This window comes from Acinetobacter sp. LipI_19 (assembly GCF_058242925.1).
This window is the reverse complement of sequence record NZ_JBZAYK010000001.1, coordinates 2,124,242-2,149,463: the sequence shown is the minus strand read 5'-3', so window position 1 is coordinate 2,149,463 and position 25,222 is coordinate 2,124,242. Positions and strand designations below refer to the sequence as shown.

The 25,222-nt window shown below is 38.2% G+C and carries 20 protein-coding genes; 17 read left to right on the top strand and 3 right to left on the bottom strand.

From position 1 onward, the window contains the following. Nucleotides 1-7: 7 nt before the first annotated feature. The 12 genes from AC4CVF_RS10590 (at nt 8) to AC4CVF_RS10535 (ending at nt 17,429) form a co-directional block, all read left to right on the top strand. On the top strand, nt 8-907 hold the full coding sequence (locus AC4CVF_RS10590) for a phage capsid protein (protein ID WP_490789407.1): 900 nt from the start codon (nt 8-10) through the stop codon (nt 905-907). Nucleotides 908-965: 58 nt separating this feature from the next. After that, complete coding sequence (locus AC4CVF_RS10585; protein WP_490789406.1) at nt 966-1,526, top strand: phage connector family protein; 561 nt, start codon at nt 966-968, stop codon at nt 1,524-1,526. Further along, on the top strand, nt 1,526-3,565 hold the full coding sequence (locus tag AC4CVF_RS10580) for a phage nozzle protein (RefSeq protein WP_490789405.1): 2,040 nt from the start codon (nt 1,526-1,528) through the stop codon (nt 3,563-3,565). Before AC4CVF_RS10585 ends, AC4CVF_RS10580 begins: the two co-directional genes overlap by 1 nt. Nucleotides 3,566-3,567: 2 nt before the next feature. Further along, nucleotides 3,568-4,020, top strand: a complete 453-nt coding sequence (locus tag AC4CVF_RS10575; RefSeq protein ID WP_490789404.1) for a GNAT family N-acetyltransferase — start codon at nt 3,568-3,570, stop codon at nt 4,018-4,020. A gap of 2 nt (nt 4,021-4,022) precedes the next feature. Further along, a complete protein-coding gene (locus AC4CVF_RS10570; RefSeq protein WP_490789403.1) occupies nt 4,023-4,418 on the top strand; it encodes a hypothetical protein in 396 nt (131 codons plus the stop codon). After that, nucleotides 4,418-6,445: a methyl-coenzyme M reductase gene (locus tag AC4CVF_RS10565; protein WP_490789402.1), complete on the top strand. Its 2,028-nt coding sequence runs from the start codon at nt 4,418-4,420 to the stop codon at nt 6,443-6,445. The genes AC4CVF_RS10570 and AC4CVF_RS10565 overlap by 1 nt, the downstream gene beginning before the upstream one ends. Then, nucleotides 6,445-9,315: a lytic transglycosylase domain-containing protein gene (locus AC4CVF_RS10560; RefSeq protein ID WP_490789401.1), complete on the top strand. Its 2,871-nt coding sequence runs from the start codon at nt 6,445-6,447 to the stop codon at nt 9,313-9,315. The genes AC4CVF_RS10565 and AC4CVF_RS10560 overlap by 1 nt, the downstream gene beginning before the upstream one ends. 40 nt (nt 9,316-9,355) lie before the next feature. Then, complete coding sequence (locus AC4CVF_RS10555; RefSeq protein ID WP_490789400.1) at nt 9,356-9,571, top strand: hypothetical protein; 216 nt, start codon at nt 9,356-9,358, stop codon at nt 9,569-9,571. A gap of 63 nt (nt 9,572-9,634) precedes the next feature. Next, nucleotides 9,635-13,162: a hypothetical protein gene (locus tag AC4CVF_RS10550; RefSeq protein ID WP_490789399.1), complete on the top strand. Its 3,528-nt coding sequence runs from the start codon at nt 9,635-9,637 to the stop codon at nt 13,160-13,162. Between the two features lie 64 nt (nt 13,163-13,226). Continuing rightward, on the top strand, nt 13,227-13,541 hold the full coding sequence (locus AC4CVF_RS10545; protein WP_490789398.1) for a hypothetical protein: 315 nt from the start codon (nt 13,227-13,229) through the stop codon (nt 13,539-13,541). A 2-nt stretch (nt 13,542-13,543) separates the two neighbouring features. Continuing rightward, nucleotides 13,544-15,202: a phage terminase large subunit gene (gene terL, locus AC4CVF_RS10540; RefSeq protein ID WP_490789397.1), complete on the top strand. Its 1,659-nt coding sequence runs from the start codon at nt 13,544-13,546 to the stop codon at nt 15,200-15,202. 10 nt (nt 15,203-15,212) lie between these two features. Then, nucleotides 15,213-17,429 (top strand): hypothetical protein, encoded by a 2,217-nt coding sequence (locus AC4CVF_RS10535; protein ID WP_490789396.1) that lies wholly within the window; start codon nt 15,213-15,215, stop codon nt 17,427-17,429. Nucleotides 17,430-17,532: 103 nt separating this feature from the next. Here the strand turns inward: AC4CVF_RS10535 and AC4CVF_RS10530 are convergent, their stop codons facing one another. Next, nucleotides 17,533-18,444, bottom strand: a complete 912-nt coding sequence (locus AC4CVF_RS10530) for an acyltransferase family protein (RefSeq protein WP_490789395.1) — start codon at nt 18,442-18,444, stop codon at nt 17,533-17,535. Nucleotides 18,445-18,661: 217 nt separating this feature from the next. On the opposite strand from AC4CVF_RS10530, the gene AC4CVF_RS10525 reads away from it, so the two are divergent. Continuing rightward, nucleotides 18,662-19,033: a hypothetical protein gene (locus AC4CVF_RS10525; protein ID WP_490789394.1), complete on the top strand. Its 372-nt coding sequence runs from the start codon at nt 18,662-18,664 to the stop codon at nt 19,031-19,033. Next, complete coding sequence (locus AC4CVF_RS10520; protein WP_490789393.1) at nt 19,030-19,545, top strand: glycoside hydrolase family 108 protein; 516 nt, start codon at nt 19,030-19,032, stop codon at nt 19,543-19,545. Before AC4CVF_RS10525 ends, AC4CVF_RS10520 begins: the two co-directional genes overlap by 4 nt. Before the next feature lie 93 nt (nt 19,546-19,638). Here AC4CVF_RS10520 and AC4CVF_RS10515 read toward each other — a convergent pair whose 3' ends face one another. Then, a complete protein-coding gene (locus AC4CVF_RS10515; RefSeq protein WP_490789392.1) occupies nt 19,639-20,856 on the bottom strand; it encodes a tyrosine-type recombinase/integrase in 1,218 nt (405 codons plus the stop codon). 155 nt (nt 20,857-21,011) lie between these two features. Between AC4CVF_RS10515 and surE the strand changes: the two genes are divergently transcribed. The 3 genes from surE to AC4CVF_RS10500 all read left to right on the top strand — a co-directional run bounded on the left by surE (nt 21,012) and on the right by AC4CVF_RS10500 (nt 23,765). Beyond that, nucleotides 21,012-21,797, top strand: coding sequence for a 5'/3'-nucleotidase SurE (gene surE, locus AC4CVF_RS10510; protein WP_490789391.1), 786 nt, complete (start codon nt 21,012-21,014; stop codon nt 21,795-21,797). A gap of 106 nt (nt 21,798-21,903) precedes the next feature. After that, on the top strand, nt 21,904-22,737 hold the full coding sequence (locus tag AC4CVF_RS10505) for a peptidoglycan DD-metalloendopeptidase family protein (protein ID WP_336953206.1): 834 nt from the start codon (nt 21,904-21,906) through the stop codon (nt 22,735-22,737). 95 nt (nt 22,738-22,832) lie between these two features. Continuing rightward, nucleotides 22,833-23,765, top strand: coding sequence for a LysR family transcriptional regulator (locus AC4CVF_RS10500; RefSeq protein ID WP_419328288.1), 933 nt, complete (start codon nt 22,833-22,835; stop codon nt 23,763-23,765). A 137-nt stretch (nt 23,766-23,902) separates the two neighbouring features. Here the strand turns inward: AC4CVF_RS10500 and AC4CVF_RS10495 are convergent, their stop codons facing one another. Then, nucleotides 23,903-25,114 carry an aspartate aminotransferase family protein gene (locus AC4CVF_RS10495; protein ID WP_336953202.1) on the bottom strand — a complete coding sequence of 404 codons (1,212 nt, stop codon included), beginning with the start codon at nt 25,112-25,114 and terminating at the stop codon, nt 23,903-23,905. Nucleotides 25,115-25,222: the final 108 nt, after the last annotated feature.

The following is a 25,222-nucleotide window of genomic DNA, read 5'->3' as shown; positions in this document are numbered from 1 at the left end:
CTAACCTATGGCGAATGAAAATAAAATCACAGCAGCATTTGTAATTCAGTATCACAATACATATGAAATTGCTGCCATGCAAAATGAATCACGGTTGCTTAAAACAATTGTGAATCGCGGTTTAATTGAAGGTGAATCCTTCACAATCAACGATATGGGTCAAGTTGAAATGTCTGCCTCAGGCGCTCGTTTTGGTGATACCACATGGACAATTCCAGATGCAGGTGTTCGAACTGCATTAATGACAGATTGGGATTTATTTATCCCAATTGAGTCGCGCGACTTGCCCAAGCTTAAAGCAAACCCAACTGACAAATACATGAAAAACTTAATCAATGCGCGTAACCGTAAAATTGATGATGTAGTTTATCAGGCATTAATTGGAGGAATTACCCGAACTGTTGTCAATGATGCTGGTGTAAAATCTACAACCACTGTTGCTTTGCCGGCAGAACAGATCTTGCTTTCAGGGTTTGGCACATTAAAAGCACAGTTATTACGTGCTAAATCAATGTTCCGTGAAAACGAATGTGATGAACATAATGATGAAACTTTAAATGTGATCTACAACGGACGTATGATGGAAATCCTGTTGTCAGAAACTCAATTCATGAGTGCTGACTACATGGCTGTAAAAATGCTTCAAGAAGGTGATGTATCTGGAAAATGGTTAGGACTTAACTGGATTCCATATAATAAATTAAACAATGGAGCTGGTGGAGCAACTGAACGTCGTACTGCTATGTATGCAGGTACAGCGGCTCATTTTGGTGATGCAAACATTACAGGCTTTGACATCTCAAAACGCCCTGATAAGAAAAACATTAGCCAAGTTGGCGGTGTTCATTCTTTTGCAGCAGGTCGTGCAAATGAGAAAAAAGTTGTAGCAATTGACTTTGTGATTTAACACCCAACAAATCAAAACCTAAAAGCCTTCAAGATCAATAAAACTTGAGGGCTTTTTTATGACTACAACTAAAGTATCAATATGCAATCATGCCTTGTCTTTGATCGGGGATCGCTCAATTTCAAGCTTTGATGAAGAGACAACAACAGCAGAGCATTGCCGAAATGTTTACAACCAAACTCGAAAATCAGTTTTACGTGATCATCCTTGGTCTTGTGCAAAAAAAAGAACAATTCTAGCGCCAGTGACAACCTATCCAGCGTTTGATTTTAGCCATGCCTTTCCTTTGCCACGCGACTTTGTAAGGCTGATTGATGCTGGTCAATGTCGATATGAAATTGAAAATCGACACATCTTGGCTAACTCGGATCAAGTGAAATTAATCTACATCTTTGACAATGATAATGAAGATACATGGGACTCACTTCTTGTTGAAGCAATGGTCTTAAAACTAGCCTCACGTCTATGCAAACCCTTAACAGGTAGTGACGCAGCAGGGGAGTCAGCTAAGGCAGAGTATGAGCGTCAAATTAAGAAAGCTCGTAATGTTAATGCTCAAGAACGTCAGAGCGAAGATATGCAATACGCTGAATCTTCTTACATTGGGAGTCGTTACTAATGCGCAGTTGGGTATTAAAAAACAATCTCAGTAGTGGGGAGCTTAGTCCGTTATTGTGGACTCGTACCGATGTTCAGCAATATGCAAATGGAGCTAAAACGCTGTTAAATGCAATTCCACTTGTCGAGGGTGGAGCAAAGAAAAGACCAGGTACAAGATTTAAATCTGAATTTACAGGGGCTTTAAGATTAATCCCTTTCATCCCAAATTCGGAAAATGCTTACATGCTCATATTGGGAGTAAGCTTTTTAAAGGTATACAACCCACGTAATGACAGCGTTGTATTTGAGATTACCACTCCATACGACACAGCTCAGAAAGTTAAAGAAATCCAATATGCACATACTCGTTATCGGATGTATATGGTCCAAGGTGATACACCTGTACATCGGTTTTTATGTTCAGCAGATTTTACAAACTGGCAATTCTCACCCTTTACTTTTTCAGTTCAGCCAACAGATGAAATTGGTACTTCTCCAAACGTTGCTTTAAAACCAAGTGGTGTAGAAGTTGGTAAAACAATTTCACTTACTGCTACAGCTTTCCCATCATGGAATAATACTGAGCAATATTTAGCTGGTGATCGTGTAATACATGCAGGTCAAACATGGAGAGCATTAGTTGATAATAAGGCAAGTGAACCAAGCCCAACACTGGGAAGCTGGGAGTCGGTAACCGCTGGTGATGCATCTGTATTTACATCTGATCATATTGGTGCTGTTGTATCTATTAATGGTGGTCAAGTTAAAATTACCTCTATCAAATCACCTACTATTGCTATGGGTGAAGTGATGGTAAAACTCTCAGCAGATATACAAGCTATTGCAAAATCTTGGACGCTCAATTCATTGGCTTTCACAGTGTCAACTGGTTATCCAAGGACAGTGGTTTTCTTTAAGCAGCGATTAGTTTTTGCAAATACCAAGACAAATCCGAATCAACTATGGTTTGGTGCAATTGGTAATGATGGTGATTTTCTAGAATCCACCGAAGATTCGGACGCTTTTAGTATGGCATCATCTTCCGCACAATCAGACAACATCTTACATTTAGCACAACGTGGTGGAGTTGTAGCACTTACTGGTGGCTCAGAGTTCTTGATTAGCTCTAATGGTGCGTTAACCCCAGCATCAGCTCAAATAGAACAACACACGACGTTTGGCGCACAGAAAGATGTTAAGCCGTGTCAGGTTGGCAGTGAATTGCTATTTGTTCAGCGAGGTGGTGAGCGATTGCGCGCACTTTCATATCGCTATGAAGTTGATGGACTTGTGTCACCCGAATTGTCAGCAATTGCCCCTCATATCTCGCAAAATCATGGAGGTATAAAAGAAATAGCATATCAGCAAACACCATACTCATTAGTTTGGATGGCTCTTAATGATGGGAAAATGGCAACAATCACACTTAATCGTGATCAAGAAATGAATGCTTGGGCTTTGCATGATTTTGGCTGCGATATCATTTCTGTATGTTCCTTGCCAACCTTAAGCGGATCGGATCAATCTTTTATTCTCACAAATCGCAAAGGATCTATATTTCTAGAAGAGTTAATAGAATCAGCGCAAAGTGATTGTGAGTTTGTTTATTACGAGGGGAATTCAGTACCTTTAAATCAGTTGGATACAGCCTATTTGAATTGGTCAAATGCTGATGGTTATTGGTATTCAGATTCGTTAAACATTAAAAAAGATGTAGATCAAACCTATTATTGCGGTCAGCCATTTTCTTTTGAAGTTGACTTACTTCCCCCTGATTTTAGTCAGGTACCAAGTACAACAATGTTTCATAAGATATCAGTTCAAGAGGCTGTGGTTTGGATTAAGGATAGTATTGGCGGCTACATTAATGAATTTGAGTTTCAACATAAGAAAATTTCATCTGAAGCTTTCAAAAATAATCTATATACCGGCTATGTTCAGGTGTCTTTAACAGGCTGGCAACCGCTTTATAAACTTGAAATGAAATTAACACACAACAAACCGCAACCATTTCACGTTCAAAGTATCTCTATGTTGGTATCAATCAATGAGAAATAGAGATGTTTGTGAGAACAGCAACAATTCAGGATTTGGGTACGCTTGTTGATTTCGGCAAGCGTCTCACACAAGAATCAGTAAATTTTAAACATCAAGGCTTTGATGAAGATAGAGCCATTCAATTATTTAGTCATTTAATCAATAAATTTGAATCAGTATTTTTAGTCTGTGATGAGTACTCAAATCCAGTTGGCGGTTTGATTGGTTGTATTGATGTGGATTGGCGTACAAATCAGCGCCTAGCATTTGAGCAAGGCGTGTATGTACTTCCTGAATATCGAGCAACAGGCGCAGGAAGTGAGCTAATTCAGCACTTTATTGAATGGGCTAAGCTCAATAATGCGGACCGAATTCAACTTGGCACAATTACAGGCATCAAAGCAGAAAGAACAATCAGTCTTTATGAATCATTAGGCTTTGAATTGACAGGTTATGTCTTGGAAATGAGGGTTTAATTATGTGCAATGGTGGAGTTATTTCTTCTGTATTTAGCGGTGTGGAAAACGCAGCAAATGCAGTTCAAGCGGATGCAGTTGCTAAAGGTAATGCTAAAACCGTTCAATCTGTTGCGAGACTGAATTCTAAGAAAATTCTGGAGCAAGGTAAAAAGGATGCATCATCAGCACGAGCAGCTGCAGCAGAGAACGGCTTGGATGTTGATATTGGTACTGCGGCAAAAATTCAAGATGAAATTCTTGGTGATTCAGCGTTTAACTCAACAATGAATTTAAGTGATTCAAATTGGCAGGCAAAGCAGATTAGACAACAGGGCAAAATGCAACGAAATAGCTATGGCATGAAATCAGCAAGTAGCTTTATTGATGCAGGCTCTCAAGCTATGGGGTGGAAATAATGTTAATACCACGTTCACAGGGTCGAACAACTTCACAGCCGACATTACAACAACACACACCTTTAACTGGTTTATCTTCAATTGGTAATTCTATTGGTGGTGCTGTACAGGCACGAGATGAAAAACTTCAAGAAGAGGAAGTAACCGCAAAACGACTTGAGTTATACCACAATGACATTGCTGAAAAAGAAGCAAGGGTTAAGCTTGATGATGTAATGACTACTGAAATGAGTGATCAAGTTTCAACATTAAAAAATGATTTAGTGAACGGAACGATTAACGCTCAACAGGCCAATGACAATTTAAAAAAATGGACAACTGAGCGCTATAAACAGCTTGAACCTGACATGCCATTACATGCTCAAAAACAATTGCAAGAGTACTGGGATAGCAACTCTAATCAGCAAGCAACTTCCTTTTTACCTTTGCAGCTTCGTGCAGATGTCCAAAAAGGCTCAACTATTGCAGATCAAGCTTTTGATGTTTCAACTCGCCAAGATCGTGACGCAGGGCGACAGTATTTAATTAAAAACTTAGATGGCCTTAATTTAAGCGTTGCTGATAAAGCTGATCGTCTGAATAAATACGATATTACACGCGATATCATGGATATTGATAAACGCACATTAACTGCCGTTGAAACTGAAGATCCAGCAGATTTACACACTTTGCTTACTGAATTGAGAGGCGGTCAGTATAAATATTTAGATGGACCAACCATTCAAGATAAAGAAAAGCAAGTCTTAAGCCGCATCAGTGCTTTAGACCAGAAAGCCCAAGTAGAAGAAAATAAGCGCATAACTCAATCAAATAAAGTATTTAACGAGTTCAAAACTCAAGTGCTGACGGGGCGTGCGCTTGATAGTAACTACATGGAAAGTGTGGGTACAGCGGTAAAAGGCACTGACAATGAAGCTGAATATCAGTTTTATAAAAAGAATTCTCTAAACTTTCAAAACTTCAGTCGTAAAAGTACGAGTGAACAATTGGCTTTAATCAATAAACAAAAAGCCAATATGAAAAACACGACTACAGATAATGCTGAAAATGAAAGCAAAGTCATGAATGTTTATGAAACGATCTATAAAGATAAGCTTGAAGTGCTTAAAAATAATCCTACTCAAGCAGTGAGTGAAGCAGGGCTTAAGACTAATTCAATATCAGCAGTTGAATTAAAAACCAATCCTAGCCAATCCGCTAAAAGCATTGTCGATAATGGTATTAGTCAATTGGCCCTACGTGATCCAAATATAAAATTAAAACCTATATCTCAGGAAGATTTACCAGAAGCAAAACAAGCTTTTGATGGAATGGGTGTAAATGCCAAGCTTAATTTTATTAGTGACTTAATTCAGCAATCGAAAGATATCCCAAGCGGTAATAAAATTTGGGGTGCTACTCTAGGTCAATTAGGTGGTGGTGATCAGTCATACATCATGGCTGGTATTGCTCGCATGCAATATTACCAATCCACAAAAGGGGAAGATGTTGCAACAGCAATTATCAGTGGTACCCAAGCCCTAAAAAACAAACAATTTACAATGCCAAAAGATGAATTGCTTAAAACAGAATTTAATAATTATGTGGGAAATTCTGTTACTGGTGACACAGCAAATATGACATTTGCAGGGTTTAAGTCAATCTATGCGCACTTATCAGAGCGTGATGGATATCAACATAAAGATAAAGATGACTTAAACAAAGATATTGCCAAAACAGCTTTAAGCATGGCAACAGGTGGTGTTTATAACCAGGATGTTAAATATGGAAATCAAAAGTCATGGAAAGTATCAAAACCTTATGGATTGGATGATGGTGCATTTGAGACCACAGTAACATCGGGCCTTAAATATATTTCATCTCAAACAGGCATTGATGTTGCAGACCTTGAAACATTGCGTTTAAGGCGATCAGCAAGCCGTTCCGCAAAAGGTGAAATTCAATACGACCTGATTAATGAGCGTGGTAATCCGCTTGTAGTTAAAGGCATTGCATGGCGTGTGAATATGCCAGGGAGAACCAAGTAATGAGTAATTGGCTATCTGAATATTCAGGTGATGAGCAACAGCAAGTAGATCAAGTTAATGCGAAAGGTGTTATAGGTAAGCCAACCCAACAAACTGAGCCAAGTTTATTTGAAGGTGCTGGTCTTTCAATTCCAAAGGGTGTGACTGCTGGCGCTGCTAAGGCTTTAGATACAGTATTTAAGCCTTTTGATGCTGTAGCGGATCGAGTCGAATACTCATTTAAAGATGTTACAACTGATCGAACAATTGAGCCATTTGAAGAGTTTAAGCAAAAGCGACAATTAGAACGTACAAGCCTTTTAGTTGATTCAGTGGACTACTTAAAAGACCAAGAAAATACAGGTCTAATCGGTAGTATTGGATTTTCTCTAAGTGATTATTTATCTCGTGCAATGATTGGTAGTGCGGCTGGTGGTATTGGTGGTGCAGTAGGTGTCACAGGTTTATCTGAAACCAACTTTGTATATCAAAATTTAACCCATAAAGGCGTGGATAGCAGTACTGCTGCAAAAGTCGCAGTAACAGATGGTGTTATTGCTGGCGCTGCAACTGCTTTACCCATTAAATATGGATTTGCTGGTAAAGGCGGATTATTGGCAGATGCAGGGCTATCCATCGGTGGTGCAACTGCTTTAACTACTGGTGGTCAATATGCAAGTGGAAAGATTCTCGAAAGTCATGGTTATGACAATGAGGCAAAATACTACGAAATCACAAAAGAAGGTTTAGCCACAAACCTAATTTTGAATACTTTGTTGTTTGGTGCAGCACGTGGATATCAGCAACGTAACGCCAAATTGAATCAAGAGATTGATGTAGAGGTGCAAGCACTTGATGCAGATACAATTGCAGCGCGTCAAGATTTAACTGAGCATACTTTGGTTGCCAATGATCTTGACGCAGATGTTGTATCATCACCAGTTCATACAACTGATCCAATCCAACAAAACAACCATTTAATCAACATGGATACTGCTCGATCACAACTTGAAAGTGGGCAACCTGTAAGCGTACCTCGTGATGTAAAAGGCGCACCTAAGCCTAAAAATCTAGATTATGAATCTATGGCGTTGCCAGCAAATGCAAAACTGATTGCACGTAAAGCTCGGCAAGATGGCGTTGATCCAAGTGTGGCATTAACAATTAGTCATATAGAAACTGGCGGATCGTTTAGCTCAACTTCTAAAAATCCTACTTCGTCAGCACATGGGGTCTTTCAATTACTTAATGACACATGGAAAGGTCAAGGAGGTGGCAATCGTAATGATCTAAATGAGCAGATTAAGCAAGGTTTGAATCATATCAAGAATGCAAACAACTATATTCGCAAAAAACTTGATAGAGCACCTGTAGCACATGAGCAGTATTTAGGTCATTTACTTGGTCCAGCAGGGGCGGTAAATGTTTTAAAAGCTGATCCAAACCTACAATTAATTGATGTTGTGCGTAAATACGACGCTAAAAATGCAAATGCCATTGTCAACAATAACGGTATGAAAGGCTTAACCGTTGGTCAGGCAATTAGCAAGTGGGAGAAGAAATGGAACAGTCTAAGCGCTCGTTATGGTGGTGCTGAAACTCAAACCGCACATGGCTTGGATGGCTCAAGCTATGAATTTGCATATGAGGTGAAATCTTTAAGCGATTTGATTGCATCGAATGATAGTGCTTATGGGGTTAATCCTCGTTATCCATCTGAGTTACAACCACGAGATCGTACGCGTGAAGCATCACGTCAACAGATTGAAGCAATGGCAGATGATTTAAAACCCGAATGGTTAGGAGAATCACCTAAGTTATCCGACGGTGCGCCTATTGTCGGTTTTGATGGTGTTGTTGAATCGGGCAATGGTCGCACCATGGCAATTGGTAAAGCCTATGAGCAGGGCAAAGGTGAAGCTTATAGACAATTTGTTCAAGACTTTGCCAACACTCGTGGTTTTGATATTGAGGGAATTAATAACCCTGTCTTAGTTCGTACGCGCTTAACAGATACCAACCGTGCAGAGTTTGCTCAACTTGCCAATCAAAGCGATGTAGCGCAATTTAGTACTACAGAACGAGCAGTTAGTGATGCTGATAGATTGCCTGATTCGTCCCTATTAAAAATTAACAATGATGGCTCACTTAACATCGATCAAAGCATGGACTATATCCGAGGGTTTGTAGATCAATTGCCACAATCAGAACGTGCCAATGCTATCACTGGTGATGGTAAATTATCTCAAGATGGTAAACGCCGAATTGAATCTGCCATTGTTCAACGTGCTTACAATGATCCAAATCTTGTTAAGCGACTATCTGAAAATTTGGATGATGATAGTAAAACCGTACTTAATGCATTGCTTAGAGCAGCGCCTCAGCTCTCACAATTAAATGATTTGGTTCAGCAAGGTGGTAGACACCAAAATTCAATTTCAAGCGATTTGGCGCAAGCTGTGCAGAAATACAGTGATCTAAAAGCTAATGGCCTAAACGTTAAAGATTATTTAAATCAAGGTTCGCTATTTGATGATGGTTTATCTGCTGGCGCTAAAGACTTTCTTAATGTTTTTGATTCAAATAGTCGAAGCGCTAAAGCGATTGGTGACAACATTCAATCAAAAGTAAATGAGGTTGAAAGTAAAGGTGATCCAAGGCAAGGGCAATTATTCGGTGAATCACCAGAGGAAAAGGCAGCCTTAGATATTATCAACAACAATCCTGATCAATTGATTACAGTTAGTCGCACAGATCCACAGGGCAACATCGAAGAAATTACAATGACTTTGCGTGATAGATTGGATGAATTGGAAGCTGAAGCGAAAATTGCTGAGCAAGATGTTTTAGCAACTCAAACCGCTATTAGTTGTGCTTTACAATTTGGATGATTCTGTTATAAATAACTATTTGATATTTATAGAGGGTTATATGAATTTATTTATAGGTGGTTCTCATGATGGTCAAGAGTTTCCTTTTGCCGCAGATAAATATGTAGGCGATTCATTCAAAATGGCAGGTATCCAAACTAATGAATCCACCGTTTATAGACGTAATATTGTTGGTGAGCATACCTTTTGGGTGGATGAAAGTATACCTCAGGAAGCGGCAAACTATAGAATCAAAAAAATTCTAGGCATTCATTAATAGATACCCAACAAAACCCAATCTTATAACTGCTCAACTGTTAAAAACATTTGGGCATTTTTTATGAAAGATCAATGCAAACAAGCTGTCGCACGTGCGCTTGGAAAACAAACCCTGACTGCTAAAGAAGCAACAGACATTGAAGCAAAAATAAATCAGGCAATGAAAAACCTTGCCAAGCAAGATATTCAGAAATGGCGCAATTTAAGCCCGAATGATCGACTTGTGGAAGCCGGGAAGCAAGTCGCTATAGACATCATCGCTGAGGTCAAGCGCAAAAATAAAATAGCGGCAAATGATATTTTAATTCAGTCTAAAAATCTTAATCAGCTTGATCACCCCACCTTGCCTGCCTCACAAGTTATAGATCGTATGGTGGCTATGCATGGGGATATGTCTGGCATTCAGTCAATTAACTCTCAATCACGTGCTATTGCCTCAGTTTATCGAGGTGAATTACTGGATTTTTATACAAACATTAAAGGCGGTTTAGGTGTTTGGACTGACAAGGCTTTAGCTCATAACATCATTCAAGAGCGTTTCGGTAATGATTCAGGCAATGCTACTGCTAAAAATATCTCAGACAAAATGGGTGAAGTATTTGAAGGAATGCGAGAGCGTTTTAATCGTTCAGGTGGTGATGTTGGAAAGCTAGATGATTGGGCTTTACCGCAAACACACAGCGCTGAAAAAATGGCTATCGTTGGTCGTGATCAGTGGGTAGATGATGCAATTAGTGCAATCAATCGTGATAAGTATGTGCATGAAGATGGTCGATTTTATTCGGAAGATGAAATTCGAGATTTATTGAAATATTCATTTGATTCAATCACAAGTAATGGCGCAAACAAATTAGAAATTGGTCGTCAAAATTTCGGTGGAAATTCTAAGGTCACTAGTCGACATAGTGAAAGTCGAGTATTACATTTCAAAGATGCTGACACATGGATGGACTATCAAGAAAAATATGGTGGCATGCAATTTGTTGATTTAGTTGAAGCACATGTAAATGGCTTATCTAAAGATATTGCCCTCGTTGAAAATCTTGGAAGCAATCCAAAAGGCGCTATGAAAATATTAATGGATGCCGCAAAGCAAAAAGATTGGGAAAATGGTGTTGATTTAAATCAAGTTGATAGAGGTTTAAAACGCTCTCAAGTTATGTTTGATGAATTCATGGGAACGAATCAACCTGAAAATGCAGTATTAGCGAATGTTGGCTTAACATATCGCTCACTCAATGTAGCATCCATGTTAGGTGGCACAACACTTTCATCGCTTACTGACCAAGCCATGATTTTAAAAACAGCTCAAATTCATGGAATTTCATACCGTAAAGCATTTGGTGAGATCATTAGTCAGCTTAACCCAAAAAATAAAGCTGATCGTGAGTTAGCACACAGCTTAGGTTTGGCAACAGAGGAAACTGTAGGCACGATTGCACGCTGGGCTGATGATGGTTTAACTTCGGTTCATGGTAAGGCTGAAATGGCGGCAAAGGGTTCAAGTTCGCTGGCTACACAGGTATTGCGTATATCAGGATTGAATGCGCTAACCGCAGCCAACAAGCGTGGATTCTCTAAAATCCTTATGGATAAATACGGACGAATGACTCGTGACAAGTCATGGAGTGATTTAGCGCCTATTGACCGTGAGTTGCTAGAGGGTACAGGTCTTAATGAGCGTACTTGGAAAATCATGCGAGAAGCTGAACCTGTTAATGATGGGCGAGGGAATCAACTTATGTCGGCTCGATCAATTTATGAAATACCAGATGCCAAGATTTTGGCGGCAATGGATGATGATGTTAAAGCTTTGGTTGATAGCATAGATAGTCAAATCAAAGAGCTTAATAATCGTAATGCTTTAGATGATCAGCGTATGTCCAATAGGGCGCAAAAGGTTGATGATATTAAGCGCCAACTGTCACAGCGCCTTTTAGACTATGCCAATCGAAAAGATGCGAAATCTCAAGCTGAAAAGCAGGCATTACAAGATCGTATCGATTTATTGGATGCACAAAAAGAAGCGGCAGCAGCTCAGGCAGATATGAATGCATATCTAAGAAATGTCGAGAATAGCGAGAATCTCAAAGGTTTTATGGATGGTATTACGCAAGGAAAGACCATAGATAACCTGACTGATAAAGCTAAAAAATTAGGGCGGATGCTTGAAAGTTTAGATAACAAAGTTTCAGAAAAAACCAGTCGACTACATGCAAAAATCAAAGCTTTTGAGAAAGATATTCAAGGTAAATTTGAAGATTTCAACGATTTGCTAAATGGGAAATCTAAACTATCAAAAGAGAAGTTGGTAGAGTATGAGGGCAAGTTGTCCGATCGGCTGAATCGTTATGCTTCGCGTCGAGATGTGAATACCCAAAAAGAACTGGACGCACTGAATGAACTTAAAGAACTAGTGGTATTAAAACAGGAGCGTCTTGATACTGATTTTGAAATCAGCAAAGCCAAAGAACAGACAAGAATCAAGGGTAAAACAGATAGTAAAATTGACTCATCCGTATCACGAAATGCTCGTCAAAATTATGCAAGCGGTGAAAATCTGGGTAAACGTCTTGGTAATTCCGAACGTCGTATAACTGAATTACGTGCAAAAATGCGAAGTGCTGATAGTGCTGCGAATAAGGCTATTACACAAAAGTTTAAAGATCTGGATAGGCGTGTAAATGAGCTTGATACTGAATTTGCAGATTATCAATCCAAAGTTGCAGAGCGTCAGTCTAAGCGTGACCATGTTTCAAAACGCCTTGCCGACAGTATTGATGGTGAAAAACAAGTGTTGGCACAAAAGATTAGGGATGAAGCAGCTACACGATTCCAAGCCCATATTTTGGATGAGCAGGGTATGGCGGTCATTGAGGCTGGGTTGCGTGAGAAAACATGGATGACTGGTGGTTTGCGCAAAGGCTCCGCAATGGGAGAAATCTTACGCTCAATGCTTCAGTTTAAATCCTTTCCAGCTGCGCTAATGATGAAACATGGTAGCCGTGGATTTAGTCGTCCAACATTGAAAAGTAAAGCCGCATATCTTGGCTCACTGGTGGCTCTTACTTCATTGCTTGGTGCATTTGTTGTGCAGCTTAAAGAGATTGCTAACGGCAATGATCCATCAACGATGTGGGATAGTGACGATCCTCAAAAGACAATTGATTTTATGAAGCGCTCAGTAGCTCAAGGTGGTGGTTTGGCAATCATGGGGGATATTGTTGTTGCTGGTATGGATCCGACTGGACGTGGTGTGGATGGGATTTTAACTGGCCCATTTGGTCAGGATGTAAAATCCCTTTTAAGTTTGACAGTTGGTAATGCTACGCAATTGGCAAATGGCGTAGAAACCAATGCAGGCAATGAGGCATTCAAAGCTATTAAAGGGAAAATACCAGCACAGAACTTATGGTATACAAAGGCTGTAGCAAATCGCATGTTATTTGATGAATTACAAGATACGATTGCACCAGGATATCGTGAAAAAGTAATGCGTAAAGCCGAAAAACAATATGGTCGCTCTCAATGGCTGGGTGATGATTGGGGTGATATTCAAGCACCAGATTTCGATAAAGTCACTCAATAGCAACTCACCCAACAAACCATAACTCAAACCCTCGTATAACTTCTTATTATGCGAGGGTTTTTATATGCGTGATGATCAAATAATTGCTTTAGAAAAACTTCATGAGCAGATGACTGATGACTTAATCAAGATAGGTATTGCCGCAGTTGACATGGGTTTTCAAACAGAAGAAGAGCGAGGCAATAAGGTATGGCTTTACAAAGGATTTAACCAGTGTGGATCAGGTGTGGCCAAGGTGGAGCAAGTGTTGGCTTACCGTCGTGGTGACTTGCCACCAACTAGTACCAATGAAGAAACGCAGCGTAAGTATGAAGAAGGTTTAATAAACAAGGCAAAAGCTGCAATTCAGAAGGCAAAAGATAAGACTAGTTATAACTAATTATGAAAGCATCTTTTGCTGAATTCTATGTGCTTTGGGATGAGTACTTGGGTCGTGTTACACCTTTATTTCACATAGAGACTTGTGAATGGATGGAATCCCTATCTGATGAGATGGATAATCTTCTCATGCTTCCTCGTGGGCATAATAAGTCAGGTATTGTAACTGTCTTTAATGCTTGGAGATTCTACAAAGATGTAGATGACCTTGTATTGCATCAAGGAGCAACAAACATTGATGCCCTTAAGTGCAGTAGAGCAGTGATAAGAATTCTTGCCAATCATCCTCTTTGTAAAGTAAATGATGTCCATAAGTCACATGGTGGTGTAATTAAATGGTGGGTAAACGGCTCTAATGACGAGCAATATGGGTCAATGTATGCTCGCGGAATTCTATCGAGTGTTACAGGACAACGAGCAAAGCATATTCAAAATGATGATGTTGAAGTTCAAAAAAACGTTGCTACAGAAGAAAATAGAGAGAAATTAAAAAATAGCCTAACTGAGCAAACTCACATTCTAGTACCAGGTGGAACAAACTTATTTATTGGCACTCCACATAGCTATGATTCAATCTATAAAGAAATGATAGAGGCGGGCTCAAACTGCTTTATAAGAAGAATGTTTGAAAACGAATACCGAATTGAAGCGAGAAAAGAGGCTGTTTTAAATTTTTATCCTGAATATGTCTTCAGTGGAATTCATAAATACAGTAAATGCTTAGAAGAAGATAAGCATTATAAAATTGTTCCACATGGTTCGGGCTATAAAATCACTTTACTAGAGGATTTTCAATTTGTTGACTTTTACGCCAAAGCTCTATGGCCTGAAAGATTCACAAAACATGAAATGACTAAAAGAAGAAAAAAATGCCGAACAATCAATGAGTGGGATTCTCAATATCAATTACATGCAAAACCTGTGGGTGAGGTTCGTTTAGATCCAAACAATTTGATACCTTATGATTGTGAGCCTGTTTTGCTCTATGCAAATGGCACATATGTAATGATGCTAGGGAATGTAAGGATTATTTCAGCTTCCTTACGAGTCGATCCATCTGAGGGTAAAAAAACCTCAGATATATCTTCTGTCGCATTAGTGCTTCATGATGAGCAAGGCCGGTTATATTGGCATAGGTCAATTGGCTTGCAAGGTAAGGTTAGCATTGTTGATGACTCAGGGCACAATATTATTGGCGGTCAAGTTTGGCAATTAGTTAATATAATTGAGGAATTTCATTTAACTCGTGTGACAGTTGAAACAAATGGAAGTGGAGCATTTTTCCCTGAAATTTTGAAAAGCTGCCTAAAACAGAGAAAAATACGCTGCGGTGTTTCTGAAATAAAAGCAACTCAAAATAAAAATATAAGGATATTAAGTGCAATTGAAGGGCCTTTGAGCTCTGGTGTTTTATGGGCGCATCTTTCAGTTTTATGTGACCCCGATAAACCTGATGATGATAGCTTTGAAGTAAAGGTTATGCGCTCATGGAACCCAGCAGTAACAAATCAAATTGACGATCCTCTTGACTCCTTAGCTGGTGCTATAGCAGATGAGCCAATTCGCATAGGAAAAATACACAGACAAAATGAAGTTAAAGAATCGCCTAATTGGAGGACAAACGGTGGTGTCATCGAAGCCACTTTAGATTTCGAATATTAGGGTGATAATCATGGCGGTACCTAAACAAACTCCTTACAAGGAATTTACAGCGAATGGGGTTACTAAAATATTCCCATTAGAGTTTGAAGTATTAGAGCAAGATCATCTAATTGTTTTGGTTAATGATCTTGAGCCATCAGTGGGAAGCTGGACATTGGATGCTCAGAATGACACAGTAGTTTTTGCACTTCCTCCAGCCAATGGTGCAAACATTAAAATTAGACGTGATACCCCATTAGAGCGAACATCTGATTATCATAGCTATGATAACTCGTTCCGTCCTCAACCTGTTAATAGTGACTTTGATCGAATTTGGTGGAAGCTGCAAGAATTGGGGGTGGCGGATTGGATTCTTGGAAAACGTATAAATGCTTTAAAAGCTTATGTGGACTACAAAGATGATGAATTGCGCGCCTATCTTATTGAAGAGATTAGAAAACAAGGTGTAGCGCTCGATCAGCTTGAGCTTTATTACGAATACCTAATGGATCGTCTCGCTCAAATAGCGATTGATAAAGGATGGGATTCAAGTTTTATTCATGATGGCGATGAAACCCAAAAAGAAGTTAACGATAAATCAACTCAGTGGGTAAAAGATATAAATGCGCTTAGATCTTTTAAAAAACGCACATTAATTCAATGTATTAATATGACTAATGGGTCAATTTGGAATACATCAAACAGTGGTGTTGATGATGGAACGATGACCGTCATAGCGAATGATGGAACGATTTGGAAGCGAGGTACTGCAGGAACAATAAAGCTTTCGTACTTTGGTGATGGGGTATCTGCATTTAATAAGTTATTTAAATGGGTGAAAACATTAACCGCTGGATATGTTGACAATGGTCAAATGATTAGAAAGTTAGATGTGAATTTGGAGGGCAGGGTCTGGGAGGTGGACACTCCAATTTTGGGTATTCAGGGAATTGGTGGGCTTAATTTCTGTAACGGTACAATTAAAGCAAGTGATAAATTTATTGGTGAATACGTTGGTGAATTTACAGATGCTGAAGCACTAAGAGCGTATCACTATATTACTTTTAATCACATCATTTTTGATGGTAATGAAAAAGCTAGTTGTTTTAAAATAAATCGCGCTCTAAAGTCTGGGTTTAGTACATGCCACTTCATCCGATGGAAGAAAAATGGTTACGGATTGGTTGTTGGTAAAGCACCAGAGGATACTTTAGGTGCGGGTCCCGAAGCGCATGAGATACACGTAAATAGCCAGTGTTCTTTTAGTCAGTACAGTTTCAGTGATGTATATGATGGTGCGATCCCAAGTGGCACAGCTTTATATATCAACACCTATGACGGACATTATAGTGATTTCTTTATTGCTTATTGTGGCCGAGGTATTGAACATATTAAGACTGGTTTAAATATTTTTGAAAATATTCACATTTATGGTGCACAAGAAAAAGATTATGGATTTTTTATTGATTGTACTGGTAAAAATGCGCTTTTAAATCTAACGAATATCTATATGGATGAGTGCTCGATTCGAGTACTAAATCCTGAACAAATTATTATTTCTAACTGTAAATCATTCAGAAATGATGATGCGGATGTCGGTTTAATTATTTTTGACACATCTGAGACCTTTATTGATCCAAAGCGCATCATTATCTCGAATAATCACTTCAATACTTCTAGCGATAAAAAAAGACAGGTTTCTTTTGTTGGTGATTCTGGGGGTATATGGAGTTCAGCGCCAAATCGCTATATTTCATCATATTCGAATACTTACCTTGGAAATGTGATTCCGCTTGAAACTGGGACCGAACTACAAACAATATATAAAAACAACGAGTATACATTAACTGAGAGATATGCTGTTGATAGAAGGACAAGTTTTTCACTAGACATGAGAATGCATCATAATATCAACAATGGTCAAAATTTTTCAGGAACAGTTTCTGAATGGCTGATTGTAAGTCATTGGCAAGCGATTTCAGCTAACACTGCCAATGCGTATCGAATTGTTTTATTCTTAATGCCCTCTGGAAAGTTTAATGCAAAAATTGAGGCTGTTGATCGTCAGCTAATTTACAACTTCAATGAAACAAGCAAGCAAATCACAGTCACAGAAAAAGTCCAAATTGGGTTTTTATCAAAACCAACCGTATCTGCAAATGGAATCTTAACTGTTGAATTAGAAGATTTTTATGTTGGCGCTGTTTACAGGTCTGATTGCAGAACAGTCTATTTTTATAATGAATGATTCTTAGAAGTTGAATATTTATAAAAGCACCCTTTAGAGTGCTTTTATCTGAAATCCAAGGTGAAAAATAGCAATACCCTAAAAGCATTCATCGTAGTTACACTCATAATAAGAATTTAAATTTTTTATTCAATAGTGTGATTGTGTACGCCAAAATTGTTGATATAAGTAAAACGAAAACAACATTTTGTTGGATTTTAAAATGATTTGAAAGTGCAATGGCAAACGGATGTATTAAAAAAACAGCAGTTGAAAAATTAGCTAATTCTTTATTATTGCCGTTAATATTTATATTTTTAACATATAAGAATATAAATAATGGAGTGAATAATAATGTTAATAATAAATCAATAGGCTCTTTATTGTTAATGCACCTATAATTAATAAAGGTTTCTAAAAAAACTAAAAATACAGATACAATTACTAAAATCAAAGACGGTTTAAATTTTTTATCAAGAGATGTTTTATTAACTAAATACCCTATTGTTAAAAATGGGAATCCAAAAAATAGAAAATTTCGGTAAATTGGGAAGTAGTTTAGTAATTTGTCGTAGATTCCATGAAAGTAGTGTAAATTTCCGATTTGTTGTGCTATATACCCAATCATAAATAAAGAACAAAGAATTGCTATTAATATTTTAGTTTTAACCTTTTTTAATGCAAAAAGAATGATGCCGCTAAATATTAAGCTTATTAAGTACCATAGCGCAAAATAGCCTACCGATAATGTAATAAATGTGTCTTTTAGGTTTGAAGTGTTAAGCCAAAATGGTATGTAAAACAACATCCATATTGCATACATGATAAAAATTCTTTTTATCCATTTTAACAAGTCAGCCTTGCTTTTTATATTTGTAAAATAATAACCAGTTATTATGAAAAATAATGGAACTGCTATGCGAAATAGCCCATTAACGAGTAAAAAGCCAAGTTCAGGAAAGTACGAATACAAAAACTCCAAATGAAGCAAAACAACAAAGTAAGCGAGTATTACTTTTAAATAATCTAATGACAAGTTTCGCATTAATATGTTTTTAAATAGATTAAATCGGCACAATACATTTTTTTTACGCAAGTTTTGTTGCGTATTTGTAATTTAAAAAAGATGTAAGATATGCTTACCTACGCACTCAATTATTTATTTTAAACCCCTTAATTACTCAATAAATCACGCCCAACCCTGTTCTTTAATTAGTACAGGGTTTTTTAATACCAAAAATTAGGGGAACACATTGAACGATCCAATCTCAATCAAAGGCTTACCATGGCTTTTTAAAATTTTAGCAGCAGTAATTGGGGCTATTTTTGCACTTACTTTAAGTGGAGATATAGATACTCAAGGGCGTATCAAAATCACGATGGGTGTGATTATGAAATTCACTTTTAGCGTGGCTATCAGTTTGTATGGTGGGTCCGCTTTTATTGAATATTACGACTTAACTCATTACACACATATGGCACAAGGTTTTGTGATGCTTGTGTTTGCGATTTTTGGGATGCTTTGCATTGGTATTGCATACCAATCAATGCAGCTTCTCAAAGGTAAGTCGTTTAACGAAATCATCACCGAAGTTAAAGCAACTTTTGGAGCAATATTTAAATGAATTTTGAAAAAGCATTTGAACGCTTAATAGGCCATGAAGGTGGCTTTTCTACAGATCGAAATGATCCTGGTAATTGGACGGGTGGAAAAGTTGGAAAGGGGATTTTTAAAGGCACTAAATACGGTATTGCTGCCAATACTTACCCGAATTTAGATATTAAAAACCTTACCATTGAACAAGCCAAAGCCATTTATAAAAAGGATTGGTGGGATAAATTGGGAGCTGATCAGTTAGACCCAGCGATTGTATTTCAATTGTGGGACTTTGCTGTGAATGCTGGTAAAAGCCGCGCAATTAAAGAGCTTCAACAAGCTGTAGGTGTTCCAGATGATGGCATTATAGGCCCTAATACTATTGCAGCAGTAAAAGTTAAAGAAGTGAATGATGTTCTATTGCTATTGGCTTCTGAGCGTTTGAGTTTTTATACGTCCTTAAAAACTTGGGCAACTTATGGCAAAGGGTGGACTAATCGAGTCGCTGAGAATCTAAAATATGCAGCTCAGGATAATTAGTTTTTTACTTTGCTTATTTCTAACTGGTTGTACTGCCCACACTGTTACTACAAATGTGAGTGTGGGTATTTGCGTTAAAGCTCTTTAGGGGCCTTAATTCTTCCAACTATCCACAATATCAGCCCAATCTTGAAGCATTTTGCGTCGATCATCTAACCAACGAGCATGATTATATGTGGCTCTTGTTTTGTTTTCTTCAACATGAGCTAATTGTTTATTGATCCAGTCAGGCTTATATCCTTTTTCATTTAGCAGGGTGGATGCTGTTGCTCTAAAATCGTGTGTAGTAATATCAGGTAACCCAATAAAAACCAATGCTCTATTAAGTGTTGTTCTCGCTAACATTTCATCCTTTTTAAAGGGTGCAGCAAAAACATAAGTTTCATTAGGTGATATTTCGTATTGCTCTTTTAATAATTCGCAAAGCTGATCAGACATAGGAACTAAATGAATATGATTCTTTTTGTTGCTGCGCTCTTGCTTACGTCTTCTTGATGCTTTGGGAAATTCAATAACTCTCTCTTCAAAGTCTACAAATGACCATTGCATGCGTCTGATCTCGGAAGCTCTCAACATAGAATACATCATGGCCAAGCAAGCATTCCTAACTGTTGTGGTGCCTCCGTATAGCTCAAGACGAGTTCTTAGTTTTATTCGCTCGTCTTTTTCTAGGGGTCTTGCATGTTCAATTTCTGGTGCTTCTATTGCGCTTCTTACTGCGTAGGTTGGGTCGTTATCAGCTCTTAGAGTTACAATTGCATATTTCATTACAAGACTTATAAATCTTCTATTCTGATTTGCTGCTGCCTCACCAGTACCATAATGAGAAAGTTTCTTTACCCGTGTCATTGTGTCTTTCAAGATTGTTAGAACATCGGAAGAATTAATATCCTTAACAGGTTTATGACCAATCACTTTATATATGTCTTTTCTCATAGATCGTTTAAATTGCTCTATGTAGTCTTCACTTTTATATTTCATCTGTTCCAAAATATACTCTTCAGAAACAGCCTTAAAAGTGTTTGTTGTGGCTGTAATTGCCTCAATTTTCTTTTTCTTTTTTTCTTCAACAGGATTTATATCTTCTTTTAATAAAGCTTTTGTTTCATCTTTCTTTTTACGTGCATCAGCCAAAGTAACAATTGGATACTCTCCAAAACTTACAGTGCCTTCTTTGCCGTTTAAAGTGTATTTGAATCGCCATATCTTCTTGCCAGAAGGTCTTACTTCAATGTATAACCTTTCTGCATCAAGTACCCGATACATTTTTTCTTTAGGCTTTAATGATTTTATTTTAGTATCAGAAAGCATGAAGTTACCCGTTCAGTGAAATAAGTTACCCGCCACAGTACCCGTTTTATTGACAGATTAGTGCGAACCAATACCGACTAAAATAGATTAAAGTTTTAGATAAATAAAGGGGTATAAAAGAATTTTCAGACTAATACAGAATTAAGCAGACTATAGTGAATATTTTAATTGCAAATGATGATGGTGTTTTTGCACCAGGTATTCAAGCTTTAGCAAAAGCGTTGCGACCATTAGGTCGAGTTGTTATTGTTGCGCCAGAAAGTGAGCGCAGTGGTTTTTCAAGTGCATTAACCCTAGATCGACCACTTCGACCAATTCAAATTGCAACAGATATGTGGGCAGTAAATGGTACACCTGCAGATTGTGTCTATTTGTCCATGAATGGTTTGTTCGATTTTGAATTTGATTTAGTTGTGAGCGGAATCAATAGTGGGGCAAATTTAGGAGACGATGTACTTTATTCTGGAACAGTAGGGGCGGCATTTGAAGGGCGTTTGATGAAACAACCTGCCATCGCAGTTTCATTAGCGGGCAGTAATGTGCGTTCATATGACAATCCTGAAGATTATGCGCAAGCCGCAAATTGGGTTTATACGTTTATTGCCAAAGGCTTACCTGAACTGCCTCCACGACATATTCTAAATATCAATATTCCTGATGTAGAAGATATTTTAGGTGCTCAAATTACTTATCAGGGTCGTCGAATACAATCAAAACCGATTACCAGTCAGGTCGATCCTCGTGGTCGTCAAGTCTATTGGATTGGTTTGGCGGGTGAAGCAGTGACAGACCCCAAAAAGAATTCAAAAAACCTGCAATCTGACTTTTTTGCAATTGCCAATGGGTATGTCAGTATTACACCAATTCAAATGGACGCGACTAATTATACGATTCTTGAAAGACTACAATCACAACTCTCACATAGTCATTTTGATGTTTGAGTGTTATAACTTTGTGAAAAAGCACTGTTAAACAGTGAAATGCGTGTGTTTTTTGCTAATCTTAAGCAAATATTTTTAAATTTTAAGATTGTAGAGAGGGAAATCAATGCTTTTGGCTCGATCAACACTTCCAATTCAAATGCCTAAACGATGGATAAAAATCATTTTGTCCACAATAGCAATCACCTCTACAATATTGGTGACTGGGTGTGCATCGAAGCCTCAAATAAATAATCCTACACGCTATGCTGTTGCACCTGACTATTACACAGTTCGTTCTGGTGATACCTTAAGTGCAATCTCAATGCGTTATGGTTTGAGTTATCTCAGTGTTGCTGAAATGAATGATATCGCTGCGCCTTATCGAATTTATGTGGGGCAGTCATTACGTTTGAAAAAGGGTAGTGGCAATGTCACTCGATCTACGACGAAAGCGTTAACTAACAATGAACCGCAAATTCAACGTCAAACGATTAAGTTACCAACACAGCAGCCAACACCACCAACTGGGACAATAACTGCTCAGCCAGCAACGCCGCCTGTGCAAACGACGACGACAGTACAATCAACACAATTGAGATGGGTAAAACCATCAAATGGGCCTGTTATTGCAAATTATAATGTTGCGAATAATATAAAAGGAATACGTTTCGGAGGGAATCAAGGTGATCCAATTTTTGCCGCAGCGGATGGTCAAGTGGTTTATGCTGCAGATGGATTAAAAGAATATGGTAATCTTGTCTTAGTAAAACATATTGATGGTTACATTACTGCATATGCTCATAACAGCAAAATGTTGGTGAAAAGTGGTCAAACGGTGACAGCAGGACAGAAGATTGCAGAGATGGGATCTTCAGGCGCCACCAGTACTATGCTGGAGTTTCAGGTACGTTTAGATGGAAAACCAATTAACCCAGCAAATATTTTACCAATAAATTAAATATTTTAATGCAAAGTGTAATTTTCTTCGTATAATACAATGAGTTGTTTTGAACAAAAAAGTGTGAAACAGCTCATAATTTCAGAGGGAAATTTATGTTAGATCAACTTCGGGCAATGGGTGTATTTGCTTGTGTTGTTGAAAAAAGTTCTTTTAGTGGTGCCGCGCGTGACCTTGGCATTACGACTAGTGCGGTTAGTCAGCAAATTAGATCTTTAGAACATGAAATGGAAGTTACGCTTCTACATCGTTCTACACGAAAGCTGAGTTTAACTGAGGCTGGTCAAGCTTTTTTCCACAGTTGTCAAGAAATGCTCGCTGCCGCAGAGCGTGGAAAAATCCGCATTAATGAGTTGCGCGATGATTTAGTTGGGGATTTGCGTATTGCGACAACCCCAGAAATAGGAGCAACACATGTTGTGCCTGCTTTATCGCATTGGATGTCTGCACATCGAGGTTTGATGGTTCATTTTGAAGCAGATAACCAATATATCGACTTGATCCAAGAGCGTATAGATATTGCTATTCGTATGTCTTCAAAAATCGAAGATGTGAATAACTTGAGTTGTACGCCTCTTGCAAGAGTAGATCAAATCTTAGTTGCATCGCCAAGTTATTTAAATCAAACAGCGCCTATTTCGCGACCTGAAGATTTACAGAATCATGATTTGATTCCGATAAATATCATGAAAAATTCTCAACATTTTTCATTTCAGCATGGTGCAACAGGTGAAGTCGTTAATTTAGAAATGAAGCATCGTCTTCAGACAAATAATGTATTTGTTGCAAAATCATTGTGCCAACATGGACATGGTATTGCTCGGATTCTTTATTTAGATGTGCAAAAAGAATTGATGAATGGAACGTTGGTTGAAGTATTACCAGAGTGGAAGTTACCAACTTTCACTTTAAGTGCTGTGACCTTAAAGCGTGAACAGCAACCGATGAAAATTCATCGTTGTCTAGACGCTTTGAAACAATATTTTAGCCAGTTACCTGGTGGTAGAATTTTCCAAGAAGCCTCATAAAGCCAAAGTTCTAACTCTAATAAGTTCTAATAAAAAAGCCGCTTTAAAGCGGCTTTTCTATATTTTTAACTTTATAAGCAATGACGATAAAACTAAAAGAGATTAACAGGTTGAGCTCTTAAAGTGTTGGTTAATGTTTAAGCAAGAAATGCTTTAATTGCAGGCACTAAACGTTTCAATAAGTCATCTGCCTGCTCATGATTCATATTTAACGCAGGAAGTAAGCGGATCACATTACCTGAAGTAACATTAATGATTAAATGATACTTATCACGTGCTATGTTCACCAATTCAGCACAGTCTTTTGATAGTTCGATACCAATCATCATACCGAAACCACGCACAACCACATCCTGATCTGCAAGTTGAGCACGGAACTGATCGACTAAATAGGTTCCAATTTCTGCAGCATTTGCGACAATATTTTCTTTTTGGATCAAATCAATCACAGTGTAGACGACACGTGAGCCTAAATGTGTGCCGCTATAAGTAGACCCATGATTCCCAGCAGCAAGAACACCAACACCACGACCCTGTGTCATCACAGCACCAATTGGAAAACCATTTCCCAAACCTTTTGCTGTGGTTAAAACATCTGGAATAATATTGGTATGTTGATAGGCAAAGTATTTACCAGTACGGCCATTACCTGTTTGGACCTCATCCAGCATCATCAACCAATTATGTTGATTACAAATGCGACGAATATCTTCAAGATAGCTAAAGCCTTGAGGAGCCGTATTGACACCACCTTCACCTTGGATTGGTTCAACCAAAATTGCCACAATGTCAGGATGCTGAATAGCGGCTTCTTCAATGGCTTCTATATCGCCAAAAGGTACACGAATAAAGCCATCAACCAAAGGTGCAAAGCCTTCCTGAACTTTTTTATTGCCAGTAGCAGAAAGTGTTGCAAGCGTACGACCATGGAATGATTGGTCTGCAACAATGATTTTAGGGGTGGAAACACCTTGTAAATGACCAAATTTACGTGCAATTTTAATTGCACCTTCATTCGATTCTGCACCACTGTTTGAGAAAAAGATTTCTTCCATTCCTGAAACTTCAGCCAGCTTTTGTGCTGCTGCAGTTTGCCAAGCGACTTCGTAAATATTACTCGTATGAATTAACGTAGCTGCTTGTTCTGCAATGGCTTCAGCCAACACAGGATGAGCATGCCCTAAGCCACAAACGGCTATACCCGTCAATGCATCTAAATACTCAGTGCCATTTTCTGTATAAAGATAAGAACCTCGTCCTCGTATAAAGCTGATCGGTTGACGGCTGAATACAGGCATCAAATGTGAAGGTTGATCAGTTTGTACCGGAGCGAGGGTGATGTTATTCATAACTAACTCTTATCTGTTAGGAGTGGAAAGGGTGAAAGATTATCTAACCAAAATATGCGGAAGATTTAAAGCTTTAATATAAATAAAATTGGAAATAATCGTCTAGAC